Source organism: Haemophilus sp. HMSC068C11 (assembly GCF_001815355.1).
Taxonomy (GTDB): Bacteria; Pseudomonadota; Gammaproteobacteria; order Enterobacterales; family Pasteurellaceae; genus Haemophilus_D.
This window is the reverse complement of sequence record NZ_KV820351.1, coordinates 64,939-79,641: the sequence shown is the minus strand read 5'-3', so window position 1 is coordinate 79,641 and position 14,703 is coordinate 64,939. Positions and strand designations below refer to the sequence as shown.

The 14,703-nt window shown below is 39.1% G+C and carries 11 protein-coding genes; 10 read left to right on the top strand and 1 reads right to left on the bottom strand.

All coding sequences use genetic code 11. The features are described 5' to 3' along the window. Nucleotides 1-80: 80 nt before the first annotated feature. From rimO to HMPREF3020_RS00290, 9 genes are all read left to right on the top strand, one after another. Entirely contained in the window at nt 81-1,418 is a 1,338-nt protein-coding gene (gene rimO / locus HMPREF3020_RS00330; protein ID WP_070775257.1) for a 30S ribosomal protein S12 methylthiotransferase RimO, read from the top strand. Between the two features lie 39 nt (nt 1,419-1,457). Next, nucleotides 1,458-3,476 (top strand): UDP-glucose:protein N-beta-glucosyltransferase, encoded by a 2,019-nt coding sequence (locus HMPREF3020_RS00325; protein ID WP_070775150.1) that lies wholly within the window; start codon nt 1,458-1,460, stop codon nt 3,474-3,476. Between the two features lie 138 nt (nt 3,477-3,614). Beyond that, nucleotides 3,615-4,730: an aspartate-semialdehyde dehydrogenase gene (gene asd, locus HMPREF3020_RS00320; RefSeq protein WP_070775149.1), complete on the top strand. Its 1,116-nt coding sequence runs from the start codon at nt 3,615-3,617 to the stop codon at nt 4,728-4,730. A gap of 111 nt (nt 4,731-4,841) precedes the next feature. Then, nucleotides 4,842-5,219, top strand: coding sequence for a hypothetical protein (locus tag HMPREF3020_RS00315; protein WP_257281267.1), 378 nt, complete (start codon nt 4,842-4,844; stop codon nt 5,217-5,219). Further along, nucleotides 5,216-6,151: an alpha/beta fold hydrolase gene (locus tag HMPREF3020_RS00310; RefSeq protein ID WP_070775148.1), complete on the top strand. Its 936-nt coding sequence runs from the start codon at nt 5,216-5,218 to the stop codon at nt 6,149-6,151. Before HMPREF3020_RS00315 ends, HMPREF3020_RS00310 begins: the two co-directional genes overlap by 4 nt. 185 nt (nt 6,152-6,336) lie before the next feature. After that, nucleotides 6,337-7,437, top strand: a complete 1,101-nt coding sequence (locus tag HMPREF3020_RS00305) for a NapC/NirT family cytochrome c (protein ID WP_070775147.1) — start codon at nt 6,337-6,339, stop codon at nt 7,435-7,437. Between the two features lie 27 nt (nt 7,438-7,464). Continuing rightward, nucleotides 7,465-9,942 (top strand): trimethylamine-N-oxide reductase TorA, encoded by a 2,478-nt coding sequence (torA, locus tag HMPREF3020_RS00300; RefSeq protein WP_070775146.1) that lies wholly within the window; start codon nt 7,465-7,467, stop codon nt 9,940-9,942. 275 nt (nt 9,943-10,217) lie between these two features. Then, a complete protein-coding gene (locus HMPREF3020_RS00295; protein ID WP_070775145.1) occupies nt 10,218-11,702 on the top strand; it encodes an aldehyde dehydrogenase family protein in 1,485 nt (494 codons plus the stop codon). A gap of 227 nt (nt 11,703-11,929) precedes the next feature. Continuing rightward, nucleotides 11,930-13,384: a DASS family sodium-coupled anion symporter gene (locus tag HMPREF3020_RS00290; protein ID WP_070775144.1), complete on the top strand. Its 1,455-nt coding sequence runs from the start codon at nt 11,930-11,932 to the stop codon at nt 13,382-13,384. A gap of 89 nt (nt 13,385-13,473) precedes the next feature. Here HMPREF3020_RS00290 and HMPREF3020_RS00285 read toward each other — a convergent pair whose 3' ends face one another. Beyond that, nucleotides 13,474-13,779: a hypothetical protein gene (locus HMPREF3020_RS00285; protein ID WP_070775143.1), complete on the bottom strand. Its 306-nt coding sequence runs from the start codon at nt 13,777-13,779 to the stop codon at nt 13,474-13,476. 252 nt (nt 13,780-14,031) lie between these two features. Between HMPREF3020_RS00285 and HMPREF3020_RS00280 the strand changes: the two genes are divergently transcribed. After that, nucleotides 14,032-14,409: a hypothetical protein gene (locus HMPREF3020_RS00280; RefSeq protein WP_070775142.1), complete on the top strand. Its 378-nt coding sequence runs from the start codon at nt 14,032-14,034 to the stop codon at nt 14,407-14,409. The last annotated feature ends 294 nt before the right edge of the window (nt 14,410-14,703 follow it).

Sequence of the window (14,703 nt, the reverse complement as noted above, 5' to 3'; positions counted from 1 at the left end):
ACCTTTAATTTATCGCCTTTCGGCTTGAAATTGAGTAAAATCTAAAGTTTTGAAAGATGATGATAGCTGAGAATAAATTTATGCAAAAATCAACGCCGAATATTGGCTTTGTAAGTTTAGGTTGTCCTAAAAATTTAGTGGATTCTGAACGTATTCTGACTGAATTACGTACTGACGGGTATAACATTGTGCCAAGTTATGAAAATGTGGACTTGGTTATTGTGAATACTTGCGGCTTTATTGATAGTGCCGTGCAGGAATCCCTAGAAGCCATTGGAGAAGCGTTGGAAGAAAACGGACGTGTTATTGTAACCGGCTGTTTAGGGGCGAAAGAAGATCAAATTCGCCAAGTTCACCCGAAAGTATTGGAAGTGAGCGGTCCGCACAGTTATGAAACAGTCATGGCACAAGTACATAAATATGTACCAAAACCAGAACATAATCCATACACCAGCCTTGTACCAAAACAAGGGGTGAAATTAACACCAAAACACTATGCTTATTTGAAAATCTCAGAAGGCTGTGATCATCGTTGTACATTCTGTATAATCCCTTCATTACGTGGGGATTTAGAAAGCCGTTCTATCACTCAAGTATTGGATGAAGCAAAACGCCTTGCTGATGCGGGTGTGAAGGAATTGTTGGTTGTTTCACAAGATACTTCAGCTTATTCGATGGATACACAACGCAAAGAAGGTGGCGTGAAAACCGCTTTCTGGAATGGTATGCCAATTAAAAATGACTTAATGACCTTGTGTAAACAGATTGGTAAATTAGGCATTTGGGTACGTTTACACTACGTTTATCCTTATCCTCATGTGGATGATTTAATTCCATTAATGGCGGAAGGTTTATTATTGCCTTATTTGGATATTCCATTGCAACATGCGAGTCCAAAAATTTTAAAAGCGATGAAAAGACCAGGAAAAATTGACCGCACTTTAGAGCGTATCAAACAATGGCGTGAGATTTGTCCAGATTTAACCCTACGTTCAACTTTCATTGTAGGTTTCCCTGGTGAAACAGAAGAAGATTTCCAAATGTTATTGGATTTCTTAAAAGAAGCGCAACTTGATCGCGTGGGCTGTTTCAAGTTTAGCCCGGTAGAAGGCGCACCAGCAACCGAAATGGCCGACCAAGTACCTGAAGATGTAAAAGAAGAACGTTTCCACCGCTTTATGCAGTTACAACAAGAAATTTCGGCTGAACGATTAAAACAAAAAATTGGCCAAACGCTTGATGTAATCGTGGATGAAATTGATAACGAAGGTATTATCGGCCGTACAAAAGCCGATGCACCCGAAGTTGATGGCTTAGTTTATATTGAAAATCTAAGTGGCACGCCTGTGAAAGTGGGCGAATTTATTAAAGTAACCATTACTCATTCAGATGAATACGATCTGTGGGGAACCTGTTAATTATTAATCTTATTTATTTTTTACCGAAGGAATTAAAAAATGGCAGAAACACAAAAACAACCAAGTGTTATCCGTTTTGAACAAGAAGTTGCGGCAAAAAATTATGAAGCAGCTTGCGTAGAATTGCTCGATATTTTAAGCAAAATTGATACTAATTTTGGTGGCGTTGAAGGCATTGAAATTGATTATCCTAGCCAATTAAATGATGAATTAGTACAAGATAAAATTAAGCATTTTTGTACCCGTGTAGCGGTAGCAATGAGCGAGCTATTTTCTGATCCTAAATTAGATATTTCTGAAGGCGGGGCACAACGTTTCTTTACCTTACAACGTTGGATTAATATGATTTTTGCATCATCACCTTTTGTGAATGCTGATCATGTGTTGCAAACTTATAACCGCAATCCAGATAAAACTAATTTATCTGATTTCCATTTAGATAATGCGAGATCATCATTAATTAAATTCTGTATTTTCTATCTGCCAGAATCTAATGTGAATGTTAATCTTGATGCTTTATGGAATTTAGACCCTGAATTATGTGCATCCCTTTGTTTTGCATTGCAATCACCCCGTTTTATCGGTACTGATCAAGCGTTCTCTAAACGTGGTACGCTTTTACAATGGTTCCCTGAAAAATTAGCGACGATTAAAAACTTAAATAATGTGCCGAGTGCAATTTCACATGATGTGTATATGCATTGCAGCTACGATATTGCTGAAAATAAACACTGGGTGAAAAAAGCATTAAACCAAGTTATTCGTCGTCATTTATTGCAAGGTGGATGGACGGATCGCGATGTCACTAAATTAGGTGAACGTAATGGCAAACCTGTCATGGTCGTATTATTGGAGCATTTCCATTCATCCCATTCAATTTATCGTACACATTCCACTTCAATGATTGCTGCACGTGAGCGTTTTCATTTAATTGGTGTGGGTAATGAAGCTGTAGATGCAGCAGGCCAAGCGGTGTTTGATGAATTCCATTTATTAAAAGGCGATAATATTTTTAGTAAATTGAATGAATTAAAAGAGATTTGTGAAAAAAATGGTGCAGCCGTTCTTTATATGCCAAGTATTGGGATGGATTTAACCACTATTTTTGCAAGTAATACGCGTCTTGCACCGGTTCAAGTGATTGCTTTAGGCCATCCAGCGACGACATATTCTGATTTTATTGAATATGTGATCGTAGAAGATGATTATGTTGGTTCTGAAAAATGCTTCAGCGAGCAATTATTGCGTTTACCAAAAGATGCCTTACCTTATGTGCCTTCAGCGCTTGCACCGCAACACGTAGAATATCGCTTACGTGAAAATCCTGAAGTGGTGAATATTGGTATTGCTTCTACTACAATGAAGCTTAATCCCTATTTCTTGGCAGCATTAAAGGCTATTCGTGATCGTGCGAATGTGAAAGTGCATTTCCACTTTGCATTAGGTCAATCTAGTGGTGTGACTCATCCTTATGTTGAGCGTTTTATTAAATCTTATTTAGGCAATGATGCGACAGCTTATCCACATGCACCTTATGATCAATATCTTCGTATTTTGCATAACTGCGATATGATGGTAAACCCATTCCCATTCGGTAATACTAATGGCATTATTGATATGGTGACATTAGGTTTAGTGGGCGTATGTAAAACCGGTGCAGAAGTTCATGAACATATTGATGAAGGTTTATTCAAACGTTTAGGTTTACCGGAATGGTTAATTGCAAATACAGTAGATGAATATGTTGAACGTGCAATTCGTTTAGCAGAAAACCATCAAGAACGTTTAGAACTTCGCCGTCATATCATTGAAAATAATGGCTTACAAACCTTATTTACAGGTGATCCAAGCCCAATGGGTAAAGTGTTACTTGAAAAATTTGAGGAATGGAAAGCGGCAAATTTAGCTGAAAAGCCAAAGAAAAAAGTGACTAAATCCGCAACGACAAAAGAGAAGACTACAAAGTCTACTACGACAAAGAAAAGTGCGGTCAAATCTGAAGGTAAATCTGAGTCGAAAAAAACGGTAAAGAAAACCACGAAAAAAGCAGATAAATAATCAATAAATCCCCGAAAGGGGATTTTTTATTGAGAAAAATTAAACAAAGTCTCATTTTTTTTAAAAAAACTTGATTTTGTAGCATAAAGCCTGTAATTAATAGACCCATTCAACACAACATAAAATAAGGAAAAACTCATGAAAAACGTCGGTTTTATCGGTTGGCGCGGAATGGTCGGTTCCGTATTAATGGATCGTATGGTGCAAGAGCAAGATTTTGCCAATATTAATCCAGTTTTCTTCACCACCTCTCAAGCAGGTCAAAAAGCCCCTGTATTCGCAGGAAAAGAGGCGGGTGAACTTAAAAGTGCATTCGACATTGAAGAACTTAAAAAATTAGACATTATCGTGACCTGCCAAGGTGGCGACTATACCAATGAAGTTTATCCAAAATTAAAAGCAACAGGTTGGGATGGTTATTGGGTTGATGCAGCATCTGCACTACGTATGAAAGATGATGCAATTATCGTGCTTGATCCAGTAAACCAACACGTGATTTCTGAAGGCTTGAAAAAAGGCATTAAAACTTTCGTGGGTGGTAACTGTACCGTGAGCTTAATGCTTATGGCTATCGGTGGTTTATTTGAAAAAGATTTAGTGGAATGGGTATCTGTCGCAACTTACCAAGCGGCTTCAGGTGCAGGCGCAAAAAATATGCGTGAATTACTTTCACAAATGGGTTTATTAGAACAAGCGGTTTCAAGTGAATTAAAAGACCCTGCTTCGTCAATTTTAGATATTGAACGTAAAGTGACTGCAGAAATGCGTTCTGATAGTTTCCCAACGGATAACTTCGGTGCGGCATTAGGTGGTAGCTTAATCCCTTGGATTGATAAACTTCTCCCAGAAACAGGACAAACTAAAGAAGAATGGAAAGGCTATGCAGAAACCAACAAAATCTTAGGTTTAAGCGACAATCCAATTCCTGTGGATGGTTTATGCGTACGTATCGGTGCATTACGTTGCCACAGCCAAGCATTCACTATCAAACTGAAAAAAGACTTACCATTAGAAGAAATTGAACAAATTTTAGCGTCTCACAACGAATGGGTGAAAGTGATTCCAAATGACAAAGAAACCACATTACGTGAATTAACTCCAGCTAAAGTAACAGGTACATTAAGTGTACCAGTTGGTCGTTTACGTAAATTGGCAATGGGTCCGGAATACTTAGCGGCATTCACTGTAGGTGACCAATTATTATGGGGTGCTGCAGAGCCAGTTCGTCGTATCTTAAAACAATTGGTGGCATAAGTTTACTTTCACTACAAAGGGCGTATTTACTACGCCCTTTTCATTACTAAAAAAGATAATATGCTACGATCTATCTTTGTTTTTATTACAATTTCTTTAATGGCATTTCTTTTGCAATATTGGTTTGTCTCACGCCTTGGTTATCCTGAAACCTTTGCAACAACATGCCAAAATTACACGGGTGAATTTTTGTATGAAGCACGTTGTGAATATACGTTTAATATATTATTTACAACGATAACTGTTGCGTTTTTAGCATTGTTTCCTTTTATTATTTCTCAGAAATTATCTTACTTTATTATCGGTTGTTTGTGGCTTGGGCTTTTATGGCTGTTGGGTTCAGTTTTTATCACCTTTGATAGTACTGATTTAGGAAATACACTTGAGCTTTCAAGCTTATTTCACTATGCTTGGATCGAATTAAAAATACCTTATATCGTCATATCTGTTATTACTATCCCTACACTATTTTTTGTTAAAAAATTATGATCAGAGAACCTCATTTTCATCAATTTGCTCTTGCAGAGTTATTGCCTTTTTTTGAGCAATTTCCGACGCAATATCTTTCTGGTGAACAAAATATCAAATTAGCTTATCGCCATTTGGTTCAGCCTGAAAGTGCGGTCAGAAAATTGATGATTTTGGTGAATGGTCGAGCAGAAAATATGATGAAATGGACTGAGTTGGCTTATGATTTTTATCAACAAGGTTATGATGTATTGCTTTTCGATCACCGAGGACAAGGTTATTCACAGCGTATTATTCCTCAAAAAGGGCATTTAGATGAGTTTCGTTTTTATACCGATGATATGGCAAAAATCATTGAAAAAACGACCGCACTTTATGCTTATCAAGCACAATATATTCTCGCACATTCCCTCGGCGCTTTAATTTCCACCTATTATCTGGCCAATTACGATCATCATATTAAAAAGGCCGTACTTTCTTCGCCTTTCTTTGGCGTTCCTATGAAACATCCGTTACGAGATGAAGTGATCATTGCAACGATGATGGCATTTGGTCAAGGTCATCGTTATGTTTTTGGCAAAGGACATTACAAACCGGCAGATTTAAACCTTAATGAACTTAGCCATTCTAAAACGCGAATGAAATGGATGAACCGAGTTAATCGAAAACGCGCTGCTATTCACTTAGGTGGCCCGACTTTCCGTTGGGTACATTTGTGTTTAAATGCAATCAAAGCGCTCCCTAAAATCATTCCAAGAGTGGAAACACCTGTACTTATTTTACAAGCGGAAAAGGAAAAAATTGTAGATAACAAAAATCTTGAAAAATTGACTGCACTTTTTCCGCATGCAGAATCCATGCTTGTACCTCAAGCAAAACATGAAATTCTTTTTGAAAAGGATAACATAAGAAAAGCCGTGCTTGAACGCGTGAATCAATTTCTTCATTCTTAAATTTTACTAATTAGATTAAATATAAAATATTATATATTGATTTATATAATGTTTTTTTATTTTTATCTCATGAGTGTTTAACCTTTTATTGAGCAAGATCATAGTTTCTTCCTCACTATATGCCTACAATCCATAATACTTATTTGTAGTTATGTTTTTTTGTCGTTTGTATAGTTGGAGTGCCTATGTCAAAAATGAAGAAAATCGTCACCACACTTTGCTTGGCGGGTGTCGGCGCTGTGGCATTATGGGGAACACAGTGGGTTATGCATAAAACAAGTTCACCGGAGTTTTGCGTCAGTTGTCATTCAATGAGCTATCCAAAGGAGGAATGGGAAGGTTCGAGTCACTTTGCTAATGCAAAAGGCGTGCGAGCACAATGTTCAGACTGTCATATTCCAAAAGAAGGTTGGCATTATATCAAAGCTAAATTTATTGCTTTAAAAGACTTGTGGTATGAAGCACAAGGTAAGATTGAAAATAAAGAAAAATATGAAGCCCACCGTGCAGAGCTTGCTCAAATGGTATGGAATGATATGAAAGCCAACGATTCAGAAACCTGTCGTAGCTGCCACAGTTTTGATGCAATGGAGCTTTCACAACAAACTAAATTAGCAAAACAAACCCATACAGATGCCCAAACAAACGGCCAAACCTGTATTGATTGCCATAAAGGCATTGTTCACTTCCTTCCTGAAGTGCATGGCGATCAAAATGCGCAAAAATCCTCTGAAGCAAAAGGTGGTGCAATATCAGATGGTTCTACTATTTTCGCTACTGAAATGGTGAAAGCGACCAATGATAAAGGAAATGAGGTTCGCCTCATGCCTTATGCAGAATTAATGCAATGGAAAGTAAATGGTGATCAAATTCAAGGTACTTTACATGGTTGGCAACAAGTAGGAGCTGAAGCGGTTGTTTATCAAGAATTAGGCAAACGTATCACGCTTGCTTTACTGGATGAAGATGCACGTAACCATGTTCAAGTCGTAAAAACAGTACATGATGCAGTAACGGATTCTGACTGGAAAGAAATCAATGTTGTGGTGAATGTCGCAAAAGAAAAAATGTCATCAGATCTGACCGCACTTAATCAATATGGCAATCAGTTAAATCAAACTCAATGTAGTGGTTGTCACGCGGCAATTGGTGCGGATCATTACACGGCTAACCAATGGATTGGTGTGGTGAACTCTATGAAAGACCGAACATCAATGAACAAAGATGAAGTACGTGCATTAACTATTTATCTGCAACGCAATGCCAAAGATATGGCAAAACAATAATAACCAACTATCTAAAACGAGGCTGAAATGAAAAAGAATAACGTAAATGAACAACGTCGTGATTTTCTGAAAAAAACATCTTTAGGCGTGGCAGGTAGTGCCCTTTCTGGTGGTATGGTGGGCGTTGTATCAAAAAGTGCGGTCGCAAAAGAAGCTGAAATAAAAACAGTAGTTACTGCAGCTCACTGGGGACCGCTTGGTGTGGTTGTGGAAGATGGTAAAGTTGTGAAATCTGGCCCTGCCATTGAACCTGCTGTACCAAACGAATTACAAACAGTTGTTGCCGATCAGCTATACAGCGAAACTCGCGTGAAATATCCAATGGTGCGTAAAGGCTTTTTAGCTAACCCAGGAAAAAGTGATACCACAATGCGTGGTCGTGATGAATGGGTGCGAGTTTCTTGGGATGAAGCGTTAGATTTAGTACACAATCAGCTTAAACGTGTTCGTGACGAACATGGTCCAACAGGCATTTTTGCCGGTTCTTATGGTTGGTTTAGTTGTGGTTCATTACATGCTTCTCGTACGTTATTACAGCGCTACATGAACGCTACCGGTGGTTTTGTGGGCCACAAAGGGGACTACTCTACGGGTGCTGCGCAAGTAATCATGCCGCATGTGCTTGGTACTATTGAAGTCTATGAACAACAAACCAGCTGGGAATCTGTGTTAGAAAACAGCGATATTATTGTGCTTTGGTCTGCAAACCCACTCACAACCATGCGTATTGCTTGGATGTCTACCGACCAAAAAGGGATTGAATATTTCAAAAAATTCCAAGCGAGTGGAAAACGCATTATTTGTATCGACCCACAAAAAAGTGAAACTTGCCAAATGCTGAACGCAGAATGGATTCCGGTGAATACCGCAACGGATGTGCCGTTAATGCTTGGTATTGCTCATACTTTAGTTGAACAAGGTAAGCACGATAAAGATTTCTTGAAAAAATACACGTCGGGTTATGCTAAATTCGAGGAATATTTATTAGGTAAAACCGATGGCCAACCAAAAACTGCAGAATGGGCAAGCAAGATTTGCGGCATTCCGGCAGACACGATTAAACAACTGGCAAACGACTTCTCCGGCAAACGCACCATGTTAATGGGCGGCTGGGGAATGCAGCGTCAACGCCATGGGGAACAAACTCATTGGATGTTAGTCACGCTCGCTTCTATGTTAGGACAAATTGGCTTGCCAGGTGGTGGTTTCGGTTTAAGTTATCACTATTCAAATGGTGGGGTGCCAACGGCGACAGGGGGTATTATCGGCTCCATTACCGCAAGTCCATCAGGCAAAGCTGGTGCAAAAACCTGGTTGGATGATACGTCTAAATCCGCTTTCCCATTGGCGCGTATTGCCGATGTATTGCTCAATCCAGGTAAAAAAATTCACTATAACGGTACTGAAATTACTTACCCTGACATCAAAGCGGTGTATTGGGCAGGCGGTAACCCATTTGTTCACCATCAAGATACCAATACCTTAGTGAAGGCCTTCCAGCAACCGGAAGTGGTGATTGTGAATGAAGTGAACTGGACACCAACTGCGCGCATGGCAGATATTGTCTTGCCAGCAACCACCAGTTATGAACGTAATGACTTAACCATGGCAGGCGACTACTCCATGATGAGCGTTTACCCGATGAAACAAGTGGTTCCACCACAATTTGAAGCGAAAAATGACTATGATATTTTCGTTGAGCTCGCTAAACGAGCAGGTGTAGAAGAACAATACACCGAAGGTAAAACGGAAATGGAATGGCTGGAAGAATTCTACAATGCAGCCTTTACTGCCGCTCGAGCAAACCGTGTTGCAATGCCTCGTTTTGATAAATTCTGGGCAGAAAATAAACCGTTAAGCTTTGAAGCGGGAGAAGCCGCGAAGAAATGGGTACGTTATGGTGAATTCCGTGAAGATCCATTACTCAATCCGCTCGGCACGCCATCAGGTAAAATTGAGATTTTCTCTGATGTTATCGAGAAAATGCATTATAACGACTGTAAAGGTTACCCAAGCTGGATGGAGCCAGAAGAATTTGCGGGTAATGTGACAGAAGAATATCCGTTAGCTTTAGTGACGCCACATCCTTACTATCGTTTACACAGCCAATTGGCGCATACTTCATTACGTCAAAAATATGCGGTAAATGATCGTGAGCCAGTGATGATTCACCCTGAAGATGCCGCTGCTCGCGGTATTAAAGACGGTGATATTGTTCGCATTTATAGCAAACGCGGTCAAGTCCTTGCGGGTGCCGTTGTGACAGAAAATATCATCAAAGGTACTGTCGCCCTACATGAAGGCGCATGGTATGACCCAATGGACTTAGGTGAAAGTGAAAAACCATTGTGTAAAAATGGTTGCCCGAACGTATTAACACGCGATGAAGGCACATCAAAACTTGCACAAGGTAACTCACCGAATACCTGTATTGTTCAGGTTGAAAAATTTACTGGTAATGCACCAGAAGTCACGGTGTTTAAACAACCTAAACACGCAGTGTAAAACCAATAAAAAACGACCGCACTTTGATTTTATCCATTCATGTGCGGTCTTTTTTCAATAAGTTTTTCTGTACTTTGTTTTTTTTCACCTATCAAATCAATTTTCTCTACCTTTCCTTCTCACCATCAAAATGTGATCTGTCTCCCAGTTTTAAGTCTTGTTTTGTACTAAAATCAACCCATAGTCCTCTTTTACGGACAAAATATTAAAGACCTGATGGTGTAAAAAGATCAGGTATTACTTTGATTCACAACGCAGAAAAAAGGAGAAAACAGATGACAAAAGATCTTAATGTCTTTGATAAACACTATGGTTTATTGATCAACGGCGAATGGACAAATGGCTCTGAGGGTAATACCTTAACAGCATATAACCCTGCAAATGGTGAAGCATTAGCCACCTTTATTGACGCTACGGATGCAGATGTCGATGCTGCAGTGAATGCTGCGAAAGAGGCCTTTAAAACCTGGAAAAATACCAGCGCAACGGAACGAGCTGCGATTTTGAATAAAATTGCAGATATTATTGACGAAAATACCGAATTATTTGCCTTACAAGAAACGTTGGATAACGGTAAACCGATTCGCGAAACACGTGCAGCAGATATTCCGTTGGCATCAGATCATTTCCGTTATTTTGCCAGTGTTATTCGCGCCGAAGAAGGTGTCGCAAACCAACTGGATAGCGAAGATTTGTCGTTGATTTTACGCGAGCCTATTGGCGTTGTTGGTCAAATTATTCCATGGAACTTTCCGTTCTTAATGGCTGCATGGAAAATAGCACCTGCATTGGCAGCAGGTTGTACCGTCGTGATTCACCCATCTTCCTCTACTTCATTGAGCTTACTTTCCTTAGCTCAAAAAATTAATCATTTATTACCGAAAGGTGTCTTCAATGTCATTACTGGTAAGGGTTCTAAATCTGGCGAATACATGTTGCACCATACTGGATTTAACAAACTGGCATTCACCGGTTCTACCGAAATTGGTAGAAAAATTGGTATAGCTGCTGCTGAAATGTTGATTCCATCCACCTTGGAATTGGGTGGTAAATCAGCCAATATTTTCTTTGACGATATGCCATTTGATAAAGCATTGGAGGGCGCACAAAAAGGAATTCTCTTCAACCAAGGGCAAGTGTGTAGTGCCGGTTCACGCATCTTCGTACAAGAAAGCGTTTACGATAAATTTATCGCGGCACTAAAAGAAGAATTTAAGAAAGTTAAAGTCGGCTTACCTTGGGAAGATGATACGCAAATGGGGGCGCAAGTAAACGGAAATCAAATTAAGGTTATTAGCAAGTATGTTGATATTGCTAAAGAAGAAGGGTGTCAAATCATCGTTGGTGGAGGTAAATCAACCGACCCGGCATTGGCTCGAGGCGAATTTTTCCAACCAACCTTAATTTTAGCGCCAGATAACAAAAAACGCGTGGCACAAGAAGAAATTTTTGGTCCGGTTGCTGTGGTAATCAAATTCAAGGATGAAGAAGATGTAATTAAAATGGCAAATGACAGTGATTATGGCCTAGGTGGTGCGGTGTGGACATATAACATTAACCGTGTGCTACGAGTTGCACGCGCACTTGAAACTGGTCGTGTTTGGGTGAACTGTTATAACCGTTTACCAGCTGGAGCTCCTTTCGGTGGTTATAAAACCTCTGGTATAGGTCGTGAAACCCATAAAATGATGCTTGACGCTTATACACAGGTGAAAAATATTTTCATCAGCACCCGTGAAGAGCGCGAAGGCATGTATTAATCATTCACTTTCTAACCTAAAAAACGACCGCACTTTGATTTTATCTATCAAAGTGCGGTTATTTTTTTATTTATATCAAATTTTTACTCAATTCTATTAAAAAAATGCGCTTAAATCTTTACTCGTACTAAATAAGTGGTATCTTTATACCCGCTTATTTAATCGATTGTGTCACTGCCGTTATACGTGATGAATTATTTTTTGTTCATTTATCTAGGAGTTATCCTATGGAAAGTAAAATTCCACCAGTAGAAGTCAAACTAGGCTTTAAATGGCAAGGGCTGCTGATTGCCGTCATCGTTGGTTTAGGGATTTGGTTAATCCCAACGCCAGAAGGCTTATCCGCAAAAGCATGGGGAATGCTAGCACTGTTTGTGGCAACCATTGTGGCTATTATCGCTAAAGCAATGCCTATGGGAGCTGCAACGCTCGTTGCCTTAGTGATTAGTGGCTTGACTGGGCTTACGCCAATTTCGCCAAAACAAGGTGATGTTGGTATGTTATCCGGCTTTGCGAACGGCACAATTTGGTTGATTGCTATTGCTATGTTTTTATCTCGCGCGGTGATTAAAACCGGTTTAGGTAAACGTATCGCGCTGTACTTCGTTGGTCGTTTTGGTAAAAAAATGATGGGAGTGGCCTATGGTATGGCGTTGGCTGATGTTGTTATCGGTCCGGGTATTCCTTCGGCTTCTGCGCGTGGGGGCGGTATTATGTACCCTATTATGCAATCTATTGCTGATGCATATGAGTCCAAACCGGGTCCAACAGCTCGTCGTGCAGGTGCTTTCTTAGCGATTGCTGTCTCTCAAATCGATACCATTATTTGTACCATGTTCTTAACCGCCATGGCGGGTAACCCGTTAATTGCAGAACTCGCGAAAAGCCAAGGTGTAGAAATCACTTGGATGACATGGTTCTTAGGGGCGATCGTACCAGGTATTATGAGCCTAATCGTCTTGCCTTATTTCGTGTATTTAATTTATCCGCCAGAATTAAAAGATACGCCTAAAATGGCAGAAATGGCACGTGAAGAATTAAAAAGCATGGGCCCAATGAGCAAAGCAGAATGGATTCTTGCCCTAGACTTTATCCTTCTTTTATTCCTTTGGACGGTGGGTGATTTAGTCTTCCATATCCCTGCAACAATTTCAGCGTTTATCGGTTTAGTGATTTTATTATTAACTAACATTATGAGCTGGAAAAATATCGTGGCAGAAACCACCGCATGGGATACCATGTTCTGGTTTGCGGTATTGGTGATGATGGCAAATGCACTTAATAAATATGGTGCAATCACTTGGATTTCCACCCACATTTCCTCATCTGTGGGCGGTTTCAGCTGGCCAGTTGCCTTTATTATTTTAGTGTTGGTGTATTTCTATACCCGCTATTTCTTTGCTTCAGCCATGGCGCATATTTCCGCAATGTATCTCGCTTTCGTGGCTGCGGCTATTGCTGTGGGTACACCACCAATCGTTGCTGCAATTGGTTTAGGTTACACCTCAACATTATCCATGAGTTTAACGCAATACGCAGGTGGTCCTGGTCCAGCACTATACGGTTCAGGTTATAACTCAACCGGTCAATGGTGGGGCGTGAGCTTTATTGTTTCCATCCTTTCATTAGTGATTTGGTTCGGTGTGGGTGGATTATGGATGAAACTACTTGGCTGGTGGTAATCCTTATTAATTCATAAATAATCCCTAAAAAAATGACCGCACTTTGATTTGTATCTCAAAAGTGCGGTCATTTTTATCTGTATTTTGGCTTAATCATCCCAGTCATCATCCCAATCACGGTGTTTTCTGTGGTGATGATGGTGTTTTTTATGTTTTTTATGATGGTGATATTCTCTGTCATCGTAGTCTCCGCCCTTGTTCACTTGACTACCGATTACGCCACCTAATGCTGCGCCACCGAGTGTGGTGGCAATATCACCACCTAATAAACCACCGGCTACACCGCCGATTGCTGCACCTGTTGCAGTATGACGTTGTTGTCTGTCCATTTCACAAGCGGTTAAGCTTCCAGCTAATGCAACAATCACTAACCCTTGCATTAATTTAGATTTCATAAATCTACTCCTCTATTTTTGTCGGGATTGCTTGCTAAAGCACTTATGCAACCCTGCATGTAAAAGCATTCCTTTTACGATTGCTTTGACTATGTGGAAAATTAGTTAGTTCAAATGGCTTGTTCAATTGATTTAAGAATGAACAATTTTTGGTATGATTGTTGAGAGGTTTAATTGGTGATTCAGTCAGATGTTGTAAAATCTATTTTCACTAATTGAAGTTAAATTTTAATGAATGAAATGAGCACTAAAATGAAAAAAGCCATATTAATCATTATAAATATTCTTACTTTATCTAGCTGTGGAGTGTTATTTGATGACCCTATTGAAAGATTTTGGAATGGGGATTATTCTGTAAGGAATAATGCCGCTGAGTTTGATAAAGAAAGACGAATATTTTATGAAAACGAACCTCAAGAAACAAAGTTATTGAGGGTTAAAAATGAACAACACTGCAACAAAATAAATAAATCATTGTTTTATGAGAAAAAACATAAATATGGTGATACTTATAGAGTTAATATGAGTGATATTTTTGTTCATTGTATGAGAGTAAATGGAACGCCTTTATATAAAGATTTTCCTAAAAAGTATGAATGGCTTACTAATGAGGATGTAAGAGTAAAATAACGAGGTGAGGAATGAGATATTTATTACTTATTTTAAAAAGATCTTTTTTGATGACTATCATTCTGCAACTTATTTTTTATATAAATGCATGGTTTATTACGGGTAATGTTGATCAGATTGATTTTTTTGTAAGTAAAGAGCATTTATTCTTTAGTTTAAAGATATGGCTTTCTCTATTTGTTTTATTTTTATTAATATATTCTTTGGGTAATAATAAATATTAATGACTTACTGATGATGCAAAAATGAGATAATTAAGGTGTGACAATGTTTTATTTATTAGAAGAATATGAA